This is a genomic window from Motiliproteus sediminis (assembly GCF_017912535.1).
GTDB classification, from domain to species: domain Bacteria; phylum Pseudomonadota; class Gammaproteobacteria; order Pseudomonadales; family Balneatricaceae; genus Motiliproteus; species Motiliproteus sediminis.
Genome location: NZ_JAERQK010000004.1, coordinates 1 through 16,364, shown reverse-complemented (window position 1 = coordinate 16,364; position 16,364 = coordinate 1). Strand labels below are relative to the sequence as shown.

General features: G+C 57.7%; 18 protein-coding genes and 1 pseudogene. 5 read left to right on the top strand and 14 right to left on the bottom strand.

Features of this window, described 5'->3' with window-relative positions:
• Positions 1–160 precede the first annotated feature (160 nt).
• Entirely contained in the window at positions 161–1,576 is a 1,416-nt protein-coding gene (gene ffh / locus JJQ76_RS09065) for a signal recognition particle protein (RefSeq protein ID WP_210396495.1), read from the bottom strand.
• Positions 1,577–1,780: 204 nt separating this feature from the next.
• On the opposite strand from ffh, the gene JJQ76_RS09060 reads away from it, so the two are divergent.
• Both JJQ76_RS09060 and JJQ76_RS09055 read left to right on the top strand, forming a co-directional pair.
• Entirely contained in the window at positions 1,781–2,581 is an 801-nt protein-coding gene (locus JJQ76_RS09060) for a cytochrome C assembly family protein (RefSeq protein WP_210396494.1), read from the top strand.
• Between the two features lie 72 nt (positions 2,582–2,653).
• Positions 2,654–3,916 carry an HlyC/CorC family transporter gene (locus JJQ76_RS09055; protein WP_210396493.1) on the top strand — a complete coding sequence of 421 codons (1,263 nt, stop codon included), beginning with the start codon at positions 2,654–2,656 and terminating at the stop codon, positions 3,914–3,916.
• Here the strand turns inward: JJQ76_RS09055 and JJQ76_RS09050 are convergent.
• From JJQ76_RS09050 to JJQ76_RS09040, 3 genes are read right to left on the bottom strand one after another with little or no spacing between them, the layout of a single operon-like run.
• Positions 3,913–4,110: a DUF1289 domain-containing protein gene (locus tag JJQ76_RS09050; RefSeq protein ID WP_210396492.1), complete on the bottom strand. Its 198-nt coding sequence runs from the start codon at positions 4,108–4,110 to the stop codon at positions 3,913–3,915. The genes JJQ76_RS09055 and JJQ76_RS09050 overlap by 4 nt on opposite strands.
• A gap of 2 nt (positions 4,111–4,112) precedes the next feature.
• Positions 4,113–4,637 carry a gamma carbonic anhydrase family protein gene (locus JJQ76_RS09045; protein ID WP_210396491.1) on the bottom strand — a complete coding sequence of 175 codons (525 nt, stop codon included), beginning with the start codon at positions 4,635–4,637 and terminating at the stop codon, positions 4,113–4,115.
• A gap of 9 nt (positions 4,638–4,646) precedes the next feature.
• The gene (locus tag JJQ76_RS09040; RefSeq protein WP_210396490.1) at positions 4,647–5,261 is read right to left on the bottom strand and encodes a CoA pyrophosphatase; all 615 of its coding nucleotides are present in this window, start codon (positions 5,259–5,261) and stop codon (positions 4,647–4,649) included.
• A 111-nt stretch (positions 5,262–5,372) separates the two neighbouring features.
• Between JJQ76_RS09040 and JJQ76_RS09035 the strand changes: the two genes are divergently transcribed.
• Positions 5,373–5,921 (top strand): NUDIX hydrolase, encoded by a 549-nt coding sequence (locus tag JJQ76_RS09035; RefSeq protein ID WP_210396489.1) that lies wholly within the window; start codon positions 5,373–5,375, stop codon positions 5,919–5,921.
• Here the strand turns inward: JJQ76_RS09035 and JJQ76_RS09030 are convergent.
• The 9 genes from JJQ76_RS09030 to JJQ76_RS08990 form a co-directional block, all read right to left on the bottom strand.
• Entirely contained in the window at positions 5,918–7,735 is a 1,818-nt protein-coding gene (locus tag JJQ76_RS09030) for a V-type ATP synthase subunit A (RefSeq protein WP_210396488.1), read from the bottom strand. The genes JJQ76_RS09035 and JJQ76_RS09030 overlap by 4 nt on opposite strands.
• A complete protein-coding gene (locus JJQ76_RS09025) occupies positions 7,735–8,418 on the bottom strand; it encodes a DUF2764 family protein (protein WP_210396487.1) in 684 nt (227 codons plus the stop codon). Before JJQ76_RS09025 ends, JJQ76_RS09030 begins: the two co-directional genes overlap by 1 nt.
• A 3-nt stretch (positions 8,419–8,421) precedes the next feature.
• Positions 8,422–9,114: an ATPase gene (locus JJQ76_RS09020; RefSeq protein WP_210396486.1), complete on the bottom strand. Its 693-nt coding sequence runs from the start codon at positions 9,112–9,114 to the stop codon at positions 8,422–8,424.
• A 9-nt stretch (positions 9,115–9,123) separates the two neighbouring features.
• Positions 9,124–9,570, bottom strand: a complete 447-nt coding sequence (locus JJQ76_RS09015) for an ATP synthase subunit C (RefSeq protein WP_210396485.1) — start codon at positions 9,568–9,570, stop codon at positions 9,124–9,126.
• Complete coding sequence (locus tag JJQ76_RS09010; protein WP_210396484.1) at positions 9,558–11,336, bottom strand: V-type ATP synthase subunit I; 1,779 nt, start codon at positions 11,334–11,336, stop codon at positions 9,558–9,560. Before JJQ76_RS09010 ends, JJQ76_RS09015 begins: the two co-directional genes overlap by 13 nt.
• A complete protein-coding gene (locus tag JJQ76_RS09005) occupies positions 11,333–11,932 on the bottom strand; it encodes a V-type ATP synthase subunit D (RefSeq protein WP_210396483.1) in 600 nt (199 codons plus the stop codon). The genes JJQ76_RS09010 and JJQ76_RS09005 overlap by 4 nt, the downstream gene beginning before the upstream one ends.
• Positions 11,933–11,945: 13 nt before the next feature.
• Positions 11,946–13,304 (bottom strand): V-type ATP synthase subunit B, encoded by a 1,359-nt coding sequence (locus tag JJQ76_RS09000; RefSeq protein WP_210396482.1) that lies wholly within the window; start codon positions 13,302–13,304, stop codon positions 11,946–11,948.
• Between the two features lie 41 nt (positions 13,305–13,345).
• Positions 13,346–13,657: a YqfO family protein gene (locus JJQ76_RS08995; RefSeq protein ID WP_210396481.1), complete on the bottom strand. Its 312-nt coding sequence runs from the start codon at positions 13,655–13,657 to the stop codon at positions 13,346–13,348.
• Between the two features lie 317 nt (positions 13,658–13,974).
• A complete protein-coding gene (locus JJQ76_RS08990; RefSeq protein ID WP_210396480.1) occupies positions 13,975–14,319 on the bottom strand; it encodes a globin in 345 nt (114 codons plus the stop codon).
• A gap of 241 nt (positions 14,320–14,560) precedes the next feature.
• On the opposite strand from JJQ76_RS08990, the gene JJQ76_RS08985 reads away from it, so the two are divergent.
• Complete coding sequence (locus JJQ76_RS08985; RefSeq protein ID WP_210396479.1) at positions 14,561–15,712, top strand: GGDEF domain-containing protein; 1,152 nt, start codon at positions 14,561–14,563, stop codon at positions 15,710–15,712.
• Entirely contained in the window at positions 15,693–15,890 is a 198-nt protein-coding gene (locus JJQ76_RS18330) for a DesA/ISL3 alpha bundle tail domain-containing protein (RefSeq protein ID WP_425515231.1), read from the top strand. Before JJQ76_RS08985 ends, JJQ76_RS18330 begins: the two co-directional genes overlap by 20 nt.
• Before the next feature lie 70 nt (positions 15,891–15,960).
• Here JJQ76_RS18330 and JJQ76_RS08980 read toward each other — a convergent pair.
• Positions 15,961–16,364: pseudogene (locus JJQ76_RS08980) on the bottom strand (integrase core domain-containing protein); the annotation flags it as partial.

The window sequence follows — 16,364 nt, the reverse complement described above, 5'->3', positions numbered from 1 at the left end:
TTGATATCGCCCACGGTTTGCTCCACTCAGAGTTACGCTCACCGAAGCGGCACGCAAAACTGAGGCTTGGTTTGCAACCCCTGCGGGGCTACACGAAGGGCGGGAATTTTACGCGAAACTTCCACCCATAGAAAGCTTTTAATGACTATTTATTAATCACTCAGCGGCGCGGCGGGAATCCGCCGCCCATGCCACCGGGGAATCCGCCGCCGGCATTACCGCCCATGCTTGGCGGCAGCATCCCTTTCATGTTGCGCATCATCTTGGTCATGCCGCCTTTACCGCCAAGTTTCTTCATCATCTTCTGCATCTGTTTGTGCTGCTTCAGCACCCGGTTGACGTCCTGAATCTGTACCCCGGAACCGGCCGCAATGCGTTTCTTGCGCGACCCGCTGATCACATCAGGAAAATGACGCTCATGGGGGGTCATGGAGTTGATGATCGCTTCCATCTGCATCATCCCCTTCTCGGCACCGGCAGTTTCAGCGGCTTCTGCCATTTTACCCATGCCCGGCAGCTTGCCCATCATCGCCGCCATACCGCCCATGTTCTTCATCTGCTGGAGCTGGTCACGGAAGTCTTCCAGATCGAAACCCTTGCCTTTCTTCAGCTTGGTGGCGAGCTTTTCGGCCTTTTTCTTATCAACCTTGTGCTCGACCTCTTCGATCAGCGACAGTACATCGCCCATGCCGAGAATGCGCCCCGCCACCCGATCCGGGTGGAACGGTTCCAGCGCATCGGTCTTTTCACCAATACCGAGGAACTTGATCGGCTTACCGGTAATGTGACGCACCGACAGCGCCGCACCACCACGCGCATCACCATCGGTCTTGGTCAGGATCACGCCGGTCAGCGGCAGCACATCACCAAACGCCTTGGCTGTATTAGCCGCGTCCTGGCCGGTCATGGAGTCCACCGTGAACAAGGTCTCGATGGGCGTGATGGCGCTGTGCAGACGCTTGATCTCGTCCATCATTTCGCCATCGACGTGGAGACGACCGGCGGTATCAACGATGACTACATCAATATGTTTGATCTTGGCGTGCTGAATGGCGGCCGTAGCGATAGCCACCGGATCCTGATCGGCGCTGGAGGGGAAGAACTCAACCCCCACTTCGCCGGCCAGGGTTTCCAGCTGTTTGATCGCCGCCGGGCGGTAAACGTCGGCAGAGACCACCAGCACCGATTTTTTCTTACGCTCTTTCAACCAGCGCGACAGCTTGGCCACCGAGGTGGTTTTACCCGCCCCCTGCAGACCCGCCATCATTACCACCGCCGGCGGCTGCATGGCCAAATTAAGTTCTTCGTTGGCGGCACCCATCACCCGGATCAGCTCGTCACGAACAATCTTGACGAACACCTGTCCCGGCGTCAGGCTCTTGCTGACCTCCTGACCGACCGCGCGCTGTTTCACGCCATCGATAAACTCTTTGACCACCGGCAGCGCCACGTCAGCTTCCAGCAGCGCCATCCGCACCTCACGCAGGGTGCCTTTGATATTCTCTTCCGTCAGTTTGGCCTGGCCCGTTACCGATTTCAGGGCGAGCGTTAAACGGTCCGTCAGATTGTCAAACATAACCAGCCTCTATACCTAATCCGGCCGCACCGGCAGCGATCTGCAGGGCGGCAAAGCAGCCCGCGATTATAGCGCATGCGGGCGCGGCGCTCCATGGCCGCAGCAAGCGGGCCCGATTACCGCCCAACGCCGCTCAAACCCTGTTCTATCGCTCCGCTTTTTGTGCCACACTAGCCGCCATTCTGAACTGATTTACGACACCCTATGACACTGCTAATCCCTTCACTTCTTGGCGCTTTTTGCTACCTGATCGCTGGCGGCCTGCAGGCCGCCAGTCTGTCGGGCAAGCGTCCGGAAAAACGTCCTCTGGTGATGGGATTGGGTGCCGTGGCGTTACTGCTGCACACCTTTGCGGTCTATCACGTGCTACACACCGATGATGGCATTCAGCTGGCGTTGTTTCCGGTATCATCGCTTATCGCCTGGCTGGTAGCCGGCCTGGTTCTCGCGAGCAGTCTGCGCAAACCCCTGACCAATCTGTTTGTGGCCATATTCCCACTAGCGGCGATCACGCTGCTGCTGGCCATGTGGGTTCCGCCCAGCGCGCCGGCCCACCAGCTAGAACCGGGCATTATCGGCCATATTCTCACCTCTATCCTGGCCTACAGCATCTTCACCATCGCTGCGGTACAGGCGTTTCTGCTGGCGGCCCAGGAGCACCAGTTAAAACACCACCACACCCGTGGCATTGTCAAAGCGCTGCCTCCGCTGCAGCTGATGGAGCAGCTGCTGTTTGAAATGGTATGGACCGGCATCATCCTGCTGACGGTTTCACTGATCAGCGGCTTCCTGTTTCTAGACGATATATTTGCCCAGCATCTGGTCCATAAAACCGTGCTTTCTCTGGTTGCCTGGCTGCTGTTCGCCTGCCTGCTATGGGGTCGCCATCAGTGGGGCTGGCGCGGGCGCGTCGCCATTCGCTGGACGCTGGGCGGCTTCCTGTTCTTGATGCTGGCCTATTTCGGCAGCAAAGTGGTGCTGGAACTGCTGCTCCCGCTCGACTAAGGGCTTTCTTGACAGCTCCAGAACCAGCCACCACAATCACCCTCCCGACCGAAATAAAAGGTTACCCTCGTCTTGGAAGACGCATCGCTTGAGCTGCTAGCGGGAATTCTTGTTCTACTAATCTGCCTGTCTGCCTTCTTCTCCGGCTCAGAAACCGGCATGATGTCGCTCAACCGCTATCGCCTGCGCCATATGGTCAAACAGGGGCATAGTGGTGCCAAACGCGCCAACCATCTGTTACAGCGCCCGGATCGCCTGATCGGGGTCATTCTGATCGGCAACAACCTGGTCAACATCTCCGCGGCGTCGATTGCCACGGTTATGGCGGTGCGCGTGTGGGGCGATGCCGGCATCGCCATCGCCACCTTCGGTCTGACGCTCATAGTGCTGATCTTCGCCGAAGTCACCCCTAAAACCCTGGCTGCGCTGCATCCTGAGCGGATCGCCTTCCCGGCGGCGGTATTACTGCGCCCACTGCTCACCCTGCTATACCCGGCGGTATGGCTGGTCAACGGCATCACCAACGGCCTGTTGCGCCTGCTGGGGGTCAAGGTTGACGCAGGACAACATGACCATCTGAGCACCGAAGAGCTGCGCACCATCGTCAACGAAGCCGGAGCCCTGCTGCCCCAACGCAATCAGTCAATGCTGCTCAGCATTCTGGAGCTGGAAGAGGTCACGGTGCAGGACATCATGATTCCGCGCAACGAAGTGATCGGCATCGACCTCGACAGCGATGACGAAGTAATTCTGCGCCAGATATCCAACTGCGACCACACCCGCCTGCCGGTGTTTAAGGGCGACATCAATCAGGTAGTGGGGATTCTCCACCTGCGCAAGATGGTGACCGTCATGCGCGAGGGTGAATTCAGCAAAGCAGCGATGCTCCAGGTGCTGCGTGAACCCTACTTCGTGCCGGAAAGCACGCCATTGCAAACGCAGTTGCTGAACTTCCAGAAAGAGGGCCGCCGCATCGGCCTGGTGGTCGACGAATATGGCGATATTCAAGGCATCTGCACCTTGGAAGATATACTTGAGGAGATTGTGGGCGAGCTTTCCGACGAACGCCGCATCGAAAATCAGGACATTCATCCCCAAGATGATGGCACCTACTTCATTGACGGCTCGGCCACCATCCGCGACATTAACAAGGCGATGAACTGGGCACTGCCTATCGATGGTCCCAAAACACTCAACGGCCTGATCACCGAAACCCTGGAATTCATCCCTGAAACCAATGTGTGCATCACCATTGATGGTTACCGCATCGAAACCATCCAGATCCAGGACAACCTGATCAAGATGGCACGGGTTTCTGACAGTGGGCGCGACTAGGGTGCGCTGCTAGCAGCGGGGCGCTCGGCGATTCGCGCCAGCACCTCGCGGCGTTCCTCATTATCGAGACTCCCCCAGGCACCGATCTCCTCGGGTGTGCGTCGACAACCAACGCAGAGCTCCTGGTTATCCAGCGCGCAGATGCCGACGCAGGGCGACGGCACTTTGGCCAGTGATGAGGGTTGTGACGACATGCTCAATCTACCTGTACCAGGCTGTCCCGGTAGCGGCGCATGTTGCTGACGTAGTGTTCGGCATTGGCCCGCAAGGCGGAGATCTCCTCTTCCCTGAGCATCCGCTTAACCTTCGCCGGCGTGCCGACTACCAGCGAGCCATCAGGGATCTCCGCCCCTTCAGGCACCAGCGCATTGGCGCCAATAAGGCAGTTCCTGCCCACTTTGGCGCCATTCAACACCACCGCGTTAATCCCGACCAGCGACCCCTCGCCGATATGGCAGCCATGCAGCATCGCCTTGTGGCCGACCGTCACATCATTCTCTATCACTAATGGATATCCGGGGTCGGTATGCAGTACCGCCGCATCCTGCACATTGGAGCGATCACCGATAGTGATCGGCTCATTGTCGGCTCGGACCACGGCGTTAAACCAGACGCTGGCTTCATCACCCACGGAGACTGCCCCGATCAGCACCGCATTACAGGCTACAAAGTAGTGGCAGCTGGCGAAGCTGACGCCACGATTATCCACATGAAAGATCATGATTCCCCCTCAGGATTGTTCCGGTCGCGGGCGCAGGGGGATCTCGGCCCCCAGTCCCTGATTGAGCAGTTCGACGATCACATACGCCGTCAATCCCCAGATAACGTAACCCTCATAACGATAACTGGGGACGTAAATATCCTTGCCCTTGTAGCTCAGGCGGTCGGTATGATGACGGCGATCTTCAAGAAAAAAACGCAGCGGCACCCGAAACAGCCCGTCAAGTTCGTCCGGGCTGGGTGACAAGCGGATCGTTTCCGGTATCACCCCCAGATAGGGCGTCACCAGAAAACCGTGCTTCGACACGACCTGGCTGAGCGGCCCCACCACCCGCACCGCATCCGGGGGCAAGCTGACCTCCTCTTCAGCCTCACGCAAGGCCGTGGCCAACAGATCTCTGTCCTCCGGATCCCGTTTGCCACCGGGTAATGCCACTTCGCCCGCATGACTGTTCATCTGCGCAGCACGCTGGGTCAGGACGATCTCGGGATGGCGGGCATTGTCAGTCACCGCCACCAGCACGCCGGCTTCCGGACGCTGTCCCGACAGCGTGCGCGGCCGCATCATTTCAACACCGCGTTCCAGCGCTGCCAGCAGATCGTCATCATGCGGGTATTCAAACATGCTCAGGGGTTGATCCTTCGCCGAGATGTCAGACATCATAACCGGAGCTGACGCCAATGTAGAGTCTTGCCCGCCGTCGATGTCGGCCGATTCCGGGCTTTGGAAACCGCTATGAAATTCTGCAGCCTCTGTGGTGCTGGCGTTCGTTTCGAGATTCCCACCGGTGACAATCGCCCTCGTTACCTGTGCTCCAGCTGCGACACCATCCACTACCAGAACCCCAATATTATCGCCGGCTGCCTGCCGGTCTATCAGGACCAGATTCTGCTGTGCAAGCGCGCCATCGAACCGCGCCACGGCCTCTGGACGCTGCCGGCCGGGTTTATGGAGAACGGCGAGACCACCCGCGAAGCGGCAATACGGGAAACCCGCGAAGAGGCCTGCGCCGAGGTGGAGCTGCAACAACTCTACACCCTCACCAGCATTCCCCACATCAATCAGGTGCAGATGATCTACCTTGCCCGTCTGCCCTCACCCCTGTTCGCCGCAGGCGACGAGACACTCGAAGCCGGGCTGTTCAGCGAAGCAGATATCCCCTGGGATCAGCTGGCGTTCCAGACCATTCGCAACGCCCTGCGCTTTTACTTTGCTGACCGAAAACAGGGCGTATTTCCGCTGCACCACGTCGATCTCGCGCCGCCTGAGCGCCGCGACAGCTAAACCAGCTTACCGGCGCGGGCCTCGATCTGCTCCCAGTAGCGGCGGAAGTCGGGGGTATTTTCCGCCGAATAGTTGAGATTGCGGAACAAGTTGGTCAGCTGAACAAAATACTCCCGCACCTGAGCCTTGGTTTCGAACTCTGGCAGCGCCGTCAGACTGCGACGTAGCTGCTTGAACACCTTCTGCTGTCGGCCCATCGACGTCGATACGTCAACCGGATCAAACGCATCCTGTTGCAGGTAAACCTGGTCAAGGAATTGCCCCTTCTGGTAACTGATGTAATCCTCCAGCGTCACCCCCTCTTCACCGGTGACCTGCATCATCTGCTGTATCGACTCACTCTCCGCCAGCAATGCCTGGGTGTCGGCGACCCAACGAGTCCACTCGGGATCAACATTCTCGGCAAACCAGGGCTGCAGCTGCTCCAGGTATCGGGACCAAGAGATCAACGGGTCCACCGCTGGGTAGGCGCGTTTGTAAGCGCGGTCGTAGCTCAAACCGAGAAACGCCTTCACCGTGCGCAAAGTGCCTTGGGTTACCGGTTCTTCAAAGTTACCGCCCGCCGGCGATACCGTACCAATCATAGTCAAGCTGCCGGTCGCACCATCATTGGTGCGCACCACGCCTGCGCGCTCATAGAGGGTACGAATCGCCGAGTCAAGATAGGCCGGGAACGCCTCTTCACCCGGAATCTCCTCCATCCGCCCGGAAGTTTCGCGCATCGCCTGCGCCCAGCGCGAGGTGGAATCGGCGATCAGCAGCACGTTATAGCCCATCTGGCGGTAGTACTCGCTGAGCGTAATGCCGGTATAAATGGAAGCCTCACGGGCCGCAACCGGCATCGACGAGGTGTTACAGATAATGATGGTACGATCCATCAAGCTGCCGCCCTTGGGGTCAGCCGTTTGCGGAAACTCGGTAATGGTTTCCACCACCTCGCCAGCCCGTTCGCCGCAGGCAACCACCACCACGATGTCCACGTCAGAGAATCGCGAAATCAGGCTCTGCAACACTGTTTTGCCGGCCCCGAAAGGACCGGGAATGCAGGCGGTACCGCCGCGCGCCACCGGAAAGAAGGTATCGATCAGGCGAATAGTGGTAAGCATCGGCTCTGAGGGATAGAGGCGCTCTGACTGGCGGTTCTTCAGTAGCTGTTCATTCAACGGGCGCCGAACCGGCCACTGTTGCTGCATGGTCAGCTCACGCTCGGAGCCGTCTTCAAGACGCAGCCGCGCCACTGGGGTGCGAACGTCAAAGGTGCCTTCCTGGATCCAACTGATCTCGGCTTCACCGGACAAATCAAACGGCACCATAATCTTGTGGCTGAAACGCCCTTCCGGAACACAACCGACCACATCGCCGGCACGCAGACGATCGCCCATCTTCACCGATGGCATGAACGACCATTTCTGCTGCTGATCCAACCCCGGCACATCCAGCCCTCGCGGCAGGAAAAAACCATGCTGGCCGGCAATAACCTCTAGCGGGTTCTGCAATCCGTCGTACACCTGTCCCAACAACCCCGGGCCCAGGCTGACCGACAACATCGCGCCACTCTGTTCAACACCATCCCCAATGGCGACGCCGCGGGTGTTTTCGAACACCTGCACGTCCGCTTCATGGCCATGCACGCGCAGCACTTCCGCCTTGAGCCTCTCGGTCAGGCCTTGTTCCTGAGTACGCTTGGGGCAGATGTAAACTACCTCGTTTTTCGCCAATCCGTAGTACTGACCATCGGCATCGCGGTTCATCCGGATCCGGACGATATCGTCTCGCACGCCCGCCACATGGGCTGTATAGCCTTGTTCTGCCATCAGAGTTCTATCCCTTGCTGTTCGAGCGCCTGGTCCACCAGGTGGTCGAATCGTTCTATAGCCGCGTCGCGCTCATGGTGCGTCCAGCGCTCCACCAAGTGCCAGCGCATCACGTAGAGCGCTACCGCTTCAAAGTCAAAATAGTGGTCGTCCTGCAGCCGCGTCAGGCGGGTCCAGAGCTCGCCCATCAACAGTTTTTCAGCTTCCAGGCTTTGGTCCTTGGCCAGCAGTTCATGGAGTTCCTGCGCAAACGGAAAACAGAACTCCAACCCGAACGCCGGCGACTGCCAGTTGGCAATAATCTGCTCCGTCCAGCGCCCCACGCCCCAGCGGGTCGATGAGTCTGGAGGAGCCAACCCCAGCCGGCGCCGTCGCAGCGCGGCAATCAGGGTTCGTAACTCAAGCCGCCACAGGGTGAATCCCTTCAGCAACGGGTTTCGCAACTGCTCCACCTGAGCTCGCTTGTCGCCACAGATCAGCTCGTCCGGCTCAGGCACCACGCTCTGGCGGTCCCACCAGAGCAGGGACTCCATCAGTTCCAACTGCTCGCGATCGTCAGCTTCCAACATCGACAAACGCCGATCGAGCTGTATCCGCGAGCAGGGTAAGCGCTTGGCACTGAACAGATGCGGCAGGTGCGGCAAACTGGCGACCAGGGTGTAGTAGCTGCCGGATTGAGCCATAACTTACTTGACCACCCCTTCAAGGATGGCGCGAAAACGCGGCTGCAAATGCTTCAGCAGCATCTCGGATACCGCCTCGGCAGAGAGATCGACCTCAGTTTCCGAGGCCGTGATACGGACCCGAATCCCTTTGCCCTTGCCGGCACCAAAGGACACCCCGTCGCTGAGAATCTCGCCTGCCAGAGACTGGACCAGCCGGCTTAGCCGCCCATCTTTGTACTCGCTGGGATTGCGCCGCAACTCTTCAAGCCCAATCACGCCTTCCGGCAACAACACTTCTTTATCTCCCGCCGCATCGAGATGGGTCTCATCCCGAACCCGGCCAACCACCTCAAGCACCAGCTGGCGCAAGAAGGCCTCGTTGTCCATCTGCTGGGCAACCAGCCGGCGCACCTGATCAGAAAAGCTGCGGGTGAGGCTCTCTTTGATCTCAAGGTTCATGTCGCGGGCGGCAATGCGCAGCGCATCCAACGAGGAGCGATTGAGTTTATCCGCCTCGTCACGCGCCTTTTTCACCATCGCGTCGGCTTCCTCGCGCGCCTGCGACACTAGCCAGTCAGCACGACGCTGCGCTTCCTCGACCAGCTTTTCGGCTTCCTGCTGTCCCTTTTTGACGCCCTGGTCCCGCAGGCGCTCAATCAGCGCTTCGACACCTGACGAGGCATGTTGGGCCTGTTGCTGTGACGGTTCCGCCATGGGACCTCCTTAAGCCGGAATGCCGGCGCTGATTACCAGAGCAAAGATGAAAGCAAAAACGGCAAAGCCCTCAACGATAGCCGCCGGCGCAATTGACATGCCGAACACTTCAGGTCGGATCTTGGACACGTTGATCACGCTGGCACAGCATTTGCCCTGCCAGATACCACTGAACATCAATGCCAGCCCCACCAGAATACCGATACCAAACAGTCCTCCCGCATTGTCGACCGTGACCGGCCGGTTCAATGCGAACATCACCACGATGCCGTAAATAGCCTGCGAAGAGGGCATTGCCGAGATACCGATAAAGCGGCCATGACCGGATTCGGTTTCCAACAAGGCCCCGCAGGCAGCCTGCCCAGCCAGCGCACAGCCGATCATGCTGCCGATCGCTCCCAACGCCATGGGACCATACAAACCAGCCCACCCCAAGGCCAAGATCAAGTTGTCCAAGCTTCCACCTCTTTTTTCGCAAACGGTTGAAAAGGATAGCCTTCATCCGAAAGGCTCCAGTTAAAGAACTCCAGTAGATTGAGGCGTAACCCGTGGATCACACCGCTCACTACCGAAAGCACAAAGTTGATCAGGTGCCCCAGCAACAGGATCAGAATCTGCATCAAAAAGCCCAGCGCGCCCCCCGTTGCGGCCATATCGACCGCCAACTGATTGAAGGTCAGCGCCAACGATGCGCTCGCCAACCCCAGCGCGAACAGGCGGAGGTAGCTGAGCACGTCACCAAACACCTTGGAAATGCCGGTCAATGCCAGCAATCCATCCAGCAAACGCCAGTGCAACAGACGCCACTCCCAGGAGCGCGCGCTACTGCACAACAAAATGGCCAACAGCCCTGCCACGACCAACAGGATGCTCAACGTCTGAAGCTGCAACAACCAGTAACCCAGGCCCGCCAGCAACAGCGCCACCCAACCAAGACTAGCCACAGCACGAACCGTCCTCCTGCATTGCCAGGCCGAGATCAGGTTCGCGAGGATGATATGCCCGGTACCGACGACCACTGAGAGCTTCATCATCTGGTCGAAATTGCTCAAATCAAGCAGTTGCAGCGACGCCAGCGGTGCAAAAGGCGCCTCGGCGCCAAAGTAGCTGCCCACCAACACCCCGTAAACCAACGAGGTGCCGGTCAGAGCGGATGCCAGCGCCCGAATTCGACGACCGGTTTCGGTCCGCCCGAGCTTACCCCAATAAACAACCACCAGTAGTCCCAGCATGGCCGCATAACCAGCATCAGAAAGGATCAGGGCAAAAAACAGCGCGAAGGAGAAAAACACTACCCGTGACGGATCCCAACTGCGGTAGCCCGGCATCTGGTAGAAGCGCACAATCTCTTCACCACCGGCCAGATTTTGCGGATTGCTAAGCAGCGTTGGCGGGAGCTCATCCTCCAGGGGAGGCTCCAGCGCCAACGCCAAACTGTGTTCGTCCGCGACGGCACGAAGAGCGTCGAGCTGCGATTCCGGCACCCACCCCTGAAGCGCAAAAACCTGCTCGTTGTCCAGCGCCATCAGCGATGCCAGACGGCGTGAATCCTCATCCTCTATGGATGCGAGACTGCGTCGCAGTAATAAGATCCAGCGTGACAACGAGTGACGTTCAGCGGCAAGATCTTCAAGCCGCATCTTCACGTCGAACAGCTCACGCTCCAACTGCTCCAGTGGCACGCTGCCGGTATGTGTGCGTTCCACAGGCAGCAGTTTAGGTGCCGGCTCGTGGGCGCAGATAACCGCGATGTAAGAGAAGCGGTTGTCCCGGTGCACGCACTTCCAGGGCAGTTCCAGTTGCTCCAGCTTGTCCATCTGATAATTGGGAACCAGATAGAACCACAAGCGTTCACCGTAGAGGGTGTCATCAGGAAGCTGGAAGTTACCCCAGGGCTTGAGGTCGGCGATCCGCTTTTCAAGAAAGTCCTTGCGGTCGTGCAGTGTCCGAGCCTCGTTACGCACGTCCAGTACCTGCTGAGCGATGGCACAGGGATCAAAGTGGGGCGACGAATCCACCTGCATCCGCTGTTCGGGACAGTTATCCAGGTAGCGCAGCGCCTCTTTGTACTCTGCCGGCGCTAGAGAACTGACCTCTTCGCGCGGCTGGCTATGCAGATCAATCAAGTGCAGATGACCGAACTGCTGCAAAGCCTGCAGAATCTCATCTTGCTGAGCCACCACTCCGGCGACGGTGGCCTTCTGAAGACGCTCGATACTCATCCCGCTCGCCTCTTTTTATCCTTGGAGATCTTGGCCCGCACCACCCCGGCGCGTTCGCCATCGGAGAGGAAAATCTGGATCCGGCGAATGTTTTCACGGGCTTGAGGGATCAGAACTTTCTCGAACAGGTTGATCCTCTGCGTGGTTTTCTGCAGTGCCTGCTCCAGCAACTCTATCCGGCGATGCTGGATTCGCTTTTCGAGCTTTAACCGCAGCATCTGTTCCAGTTGATTAGCCAGCGCATCGATCCAGTGCGGCCGTGAAAACAGCGAATAGGGCGCGCGTGCGACGCGCAGATCGGCCAGCACTGGAAGGTGAATACCGACCAGGTTCTCGTCGCCAAGCGTCACCTGTTCAAGCTGAACCAGCCCCTCCAGCTCGAGATTCATCTCGGCCAACATCGGCAACTGTTCGCCAACCCGCTGCCGCTGCTCTGCAATTTCCTGCTCGATTTCAGCCATGCGTCGACGCGCCTTGAAGCGCTCGCCGATAATCTGTTTCCGCTTGAGATCCAACGCAGGCAGATACTGCTCAAACGACTTCAGCCGTTTCGACTCACGGTGCATCGAGCTCTTGTTGAGTGCCAACTTGCCCATAAACCCGAGTCCGTCAGGCTACGTCAGAAGAGGCAGGAAAGTACTTGTCCACCAATGCTTGCTTCATCAGCAGCTCTTCAGCCTTGAAGCACTCTGCCAGCGTCTGCCAGCTGGTATCCAGCGCCTCTTCCAAGGGCATGGAAACGGCGATATCCATAAAGCGCTGTTTAAACAGCCGACCAAACTTCAGCAGCCGGTGATCATATTCGGTGAGATCGAAGGACATCGCCTGTTTTTGCTGCGCATCTTTGGCTTCGGCGTAAAAGCGCACCATGGTATTCATGATCTGCGAATGATCTTCACGAGTCACCTTGCCGATAACGTGCTGCTTTAGTCGTGACAGCGAGCCAAACGGATCGATAACCCCGTCATGGAGGTAGAACTGCCCTTCGGTGATATAACCGGTATTATCGGGCACCGGGTGCGTGACATCGTCACCGGGCATGGTGGTGACCGACAGAATGGTCACCGAGCCAGCACCGCGATAGTCGCAGGCCTTTTCGTAACGCCGCGCCAACTGGGAATAGAGATCCCCCATATAACCGCGGTTGGAGGGTACGTGCTCCATCGATATACCCACCTCTTTCAAGGCGTCGGCGTACGCGGTCATATCCGTCAGCAGCACCAGGACACGCTTACCCTCTTCAACGGCGAAGCGTTCTGCCACTGCCAGCGCCATATCTGGCACCAGCAATGCCTCAACCGTCGGATCAGAGCCCAAATGCACGAACATGGAGGTACGCGCGAGCACCCCCGCCTCTTCAAACGCACGCCGGAAAAAGTAGTAGTCGTCAAAGATCAACCCGATCCCGCCAAAGATCACGATATCGGCATCGGCATTGGTCCCGATTTGGGCCAGTAGCTGATTATAGGGCTCACCGGCGACCGAGAAGATGGGGATCTTCTGACTTTCGACCAGACAGTTGAAAACATCAATCATCGGCACATTGGTGCGGATCATTCGCGAAGCCAACGACCGCCGAACCGGGTTAACGGTGGGACCATCGATCTCGGTACGCGGATCATCACTGAGGTCCGGCCCACCATCGATCGGTGTGCCGGCACCGGAAAAACAACGCCCCAGAATGTTGGGCGAGAACACCGCTTCCATTGAGCGTCCCAGGAAGCGCACCGACGAGCGCGTAGAGATCCCTTTAGCGCCGGAAAAGACCTGCAGCGAAATCACCTCTTTATCGAGCCGAATCACTTGCGCCAACCGCGGCCGGCTGCTGCCTTCGTCGCTGTCGATCATCGCCAGGTCACCAAAGCAGATCTCTGCGACTTCGCCGGCTGCTGGCTCAGGCACATAGACTTTGATGATATCGCCAACGATTTCTAGGATCTTGGAATAGCGGATTAACTGCTGACTCACGGAAATTCCCTTCTTCCTGGCTACACCGGCGACTCTTGCTGCTAGATGTCGGCCAGTTTGATCACATCGTAGGCCACCTCTTCATAAGGGTGGGCCCGCTTTAACGCTGCTACCGCAGCAGCTATCTTGTCGTCGTCACAGACCAACTCGACACGGTACTCGGGTACTCGTTCCAGCGATCCTAATGCGCCTATCGCCGGCTGGCTTCCTTGCAGAGGGCGAAACTGCCCCTCCCCCAGAACTTGCCAGCAACAGTGATCGTAATTCCCTATCTGCCCGGCACCGGAGGCGAAGACCGCCTTCTTGACCAGCTCCAGCTCAGCTTCAGGGACGAAGAAACATAACTTATACATATCGTTATAACTATGACTTACAGCAAGCATTTTGCAGCGCATCAAAAGGCGCCAGTTTTTTGCACCCGGGGTGCACTCATACAAGGATAGGGGAAAGCCAGACAGCTTAACCATCCCCCTCCTGCTCCGCCTAACGCAGGTGAACAAACGCTGCACCCCAAGACCATCACCAACGCGGATCAACGCTGCCGATAAATTTGCCATATCAGCGCCGCGACCGCAGCGATGAACAAAGCGCCGAAGAAATAGGAAATACCGTCGCAAAGCCATTCGGGCGAACAACGCAAACCGACCCGAATCATAACAGCAAGACTCTGCTAATAGCCCGCTTTCATACAGCGGATACCGGGCGAGAGGACTCGCTCCCACGCGGCCAGTAGTTCTGCGTCGCACTCATGATCGTACGCGCGCACCGTACTTAACAGACTGCTCAGCCAGTAGTCGTAGAGTTGAGGAGGAATATCAACACCCCGACGGCTATGCAGTTCAGCCAGCGCCGCCAGAGACTGCGCCGGGTCCTGCTCGTGCACACAGCCCAACATCAGTTCCAGCGAGCCTCGCAACATTACCACCTGATGGTCCATATCGACATTGGCGAAACGGGCCGTCACATCTGACGAGGTTTCCATAAATCGCTGGTAGAAATTATCAATAAATTCCATATGTTGGCTACAGCGCTTAAAGCTCGCCTGCACAATTCCGATATCCTCTGGCGACATAGAAACACCTTTTTTGAACTTTTGGCCAAGTACAGAGTAGGCTAGCAGCACGGCATGACCTTCTCCGACCCGGTTGCAAAAACCTCGTATCAGCATAGGACACTTTCATCGACGGGACGGATAGATAGCGAGACGCCTGTTGATCGTTTATGCTGCGCCAAACGCAAGGAGGCCAATAACGACCATGAGTGCACCAAATGAGCACCTCACCACCCGCAATATCAAACGGCTGCTCGGAGGCTTTCAGCCCAGCGATATCCTCAGTGCACGACAACACTCCCCCGATTTCAACGCTACCCGCGCCGACTACATCACCAAGCGCTTGCGCTTCATGCTGCTGTTCTTTGTTGCCGCCGTCCCCGCATGGATACCTGTCGACTACCTGACGCTGAATAGTGAGAACTTCAGTCGAATCAGCCTCGCTCGCGTAGCGCTCACCGCGTTTCTTGGCCTGTTATATCTGATTAGCCGCAGCAAACCGCGTCCGCTAACCGCTCACGCGGTGCTGGTGTTCACGATACTGTCATCCGTCACTTTTTATCTGGCAAGCATGATCATCATGGCGACCGGCGTCACCGAGACGCCTTTGGCCGGTTACAGTGCCATGCCAATGATGGTGGTCGCGCTAACAGGCCTTTTCCCGGTAACGCTACTCTTCGGTGCACTGCTAGCCGCCACGATCACCCTCAGCTATCTCGGTCTGCAAACCTGGCTCGGCCAACTCGCCACCTCCGAGACACTGAACACCCTGTGGGTTATCGGTCTGGTCACAGGCGTCACTCTTTGGATTCAGTGTGGACAGCTACTAATGCTGCTCAAGCTTTACCGCGAGTCTACGCGCGATGCTCTGACCGGACTGATTAACAGACGGGTCCTGATGAAACAGTTCGAGTTGGTCATGGAGGATGCAAACGCCGGCAACACAGGCTTTGCGGTATTGATGTGCGATCTGGATCGCTTCAAACGAATTAACGACAATCACGGCCACCTGATTGGAGACAAAGTTCTCAGACAAGCCGCGGCCGTGCTAACTGACAACCTGCGCAAGTCCGATACTATCGCACGTTTTGGCGGTGAAGAGTTCATGGCCATTCTGCCAGGACTCAATGCCGCCGAAGCCAAGAGATTGGCTGAGGAGCTGAGACAAGCCTTCGAAGCGTGCGAAATAAGTGATGGAGCCAACGGAACCATCCCCGTCACAACCAGCATAGGTCTGACAGACTACCAGCCGGGGGAGCGAATCGAGGAGCTGCTGGAGCGCGCCGATCAACTGCTCTATCAGGCCAAGCAAAAAGGCCGTAACCAGGTTGTAGCCTCTGACACCACAACCGCGTAAGGCCGACCAAAGCAGCCTAAAGGCGCTGTGGTCCGGGGGAACGGCATGGAACTGGCGCAGGGCTTGGAGAGAATGGTTGAGCCAGGCTGCAGAGAGCGGTATTCCGTCGCTATCGCAGTTCGCCCGCAGGCTCTCCAAATACTGCCGCGGCATAAGCCGCGTGCGCTGGTCCATGTGACCTGCCCCCAGATTTAGTACCATGACCTGCCCCCAGATTTAGTACCAGTTTGCGTCTAGTAAAGCCCTGTTCATTTATCTCGTAATTTCCGTTCTGTACCGTCCTTCGGCTGCTGCCGTGTTCTGGCTGCAAACTCAGCAGGCGTTGCATAGCCCAGCGCTGAGTGCGGACGGTGTTCGTTGTAGTCCTGCCGCCAGATCGCTATGAGATCTCGGGCATGAGGCAAGCTGGTGAACCAATGCTCATTGAGGCATTCATCCCTGAACTTGCCGTTGAAGCTTTCAATGTAGGCGTTCTGGGTCGGCTTACCTGCCTGGATCAGCTTCAGCTCCACGCTATGTCGATACGCCCACTGGTCCAGCGCTTTGCCGGTAAACTCCGGCCCTTGGTCTGTCCGTATGGCTTTCGGATAACCTCGGAACTAGGCTATCCGGTCCAGCACGTGGGTGACGTAGTCGCCGCTGATGCTGTGCT

What these genes read in the sequence shown, in the direction of transcription:
- ffh (WP_210396495.1), bottom strand. Translation starts at nt 1,576, where the DNA reads ATGTTTGACAATCTGACGGACCGTTTAACGCTCGCCCTGAAATCGGTA.
- JJQ76_RS09060 (WP_210396494.1), top strand. Translation starts at nt 1,781, where the DNA reads ATGACACTGCTAATCCCTTCACTTCTTGGCGCTTTTTGCTACCTGATC.
- JJQ76_RS09050 (WP_210396492.1), bottom strand. Translation starts at nt 4,110, where the DNA reads ATGTCGTCACAACCCTCATCACTGGCCAAAGTGCCGTCGCCCTGCGTC.
- JJQ76_RS09045 (WP_210396491.1), bottom strand. Translation starts at nt 4,637, where the DNA reads ATGATCTTTCATGTGGATAATCGTGGCGTCAGCTTCGCCAGCTGCCAC.
- JJQ76_RS09040 (WP_210396490.1), bottom strand. Translation starts at nt 5,261, where the DNA reads ATGTTTGAATACCCGCATGATGACGATCTGCTGGCAGCGCTGGAACGC.
- JJQ76_RS09035 (WP_210396489.1), top strand. Translation starts at nt 5,373, where the DNA reads ATGAAATTCTGCAGCCTCTGTGGTGCTGGCGTTCGTTTCGAGATTCCC.
- JJQ76_RS09030 (WP_210396488.1), bottom strand. Translation starts at nt 7,735, where the DNA reads ATGGCAGAACAAGGCTATACAGCCCATGTGGCGGGCGTGCGAGACGAT.
- JJQ76_RS09025 (WP_210396487.1), bottom strand. Translation starts at nt 8,418, where the DNA reads ATGGCTCAATCCGGCAGCTACTACACCCTGGTCGCCAGTTTGCCGCAC.
- JJQ76_RS09020 (WP_210396486.1), bottom strand. Translation starts at nt 9,114, where the DNA reads ATGGCGGAACCGTCACAGCAACAGGCCCAACATGCCTCGTCAGGTGTC.
- JJQ76_RS09010 (WP_210396484.1), bottom strand. Translation starts at nt 11,336, where the DNA reads ATGAGTATCGAGCGTCTTCAGAAGGCCACCGTCGCCGGAGTGGTGGCT.
- JJQ76_RS09005 (WP_210396483.1), bottom strand. Translation starts at nt 11,932, where the DNA reads ATGGGCAAGTTGGCACTCAACAAGAGCTCGATGCACCGTGAGTCGAAA.
- JJQ76_RS08995 (WP_210396481.1), bottom strand. Translation starts at nt 13,657, where the DNA reads ATGTATAAGTTATGTTTCTTCGTCCCTGAAGCTGAGCTGGAGCTGGTC.
- JJQ76_RS08990 (WP_210396480.1), bottom strand. Translation starts at nt 14,319, where the DNA reads ATGGAATTTATTGATAATTTCTACCAGCGATTTATGGAAACCTCGTCA.
- JJQ76_RS08985 (WP_210396479.1), top strand. Translation starts at nt 14,561, where the DNA reads ATGAGTGCACCAAATGAGCACCTCACCACCCGCAATATCAAACGGCTG.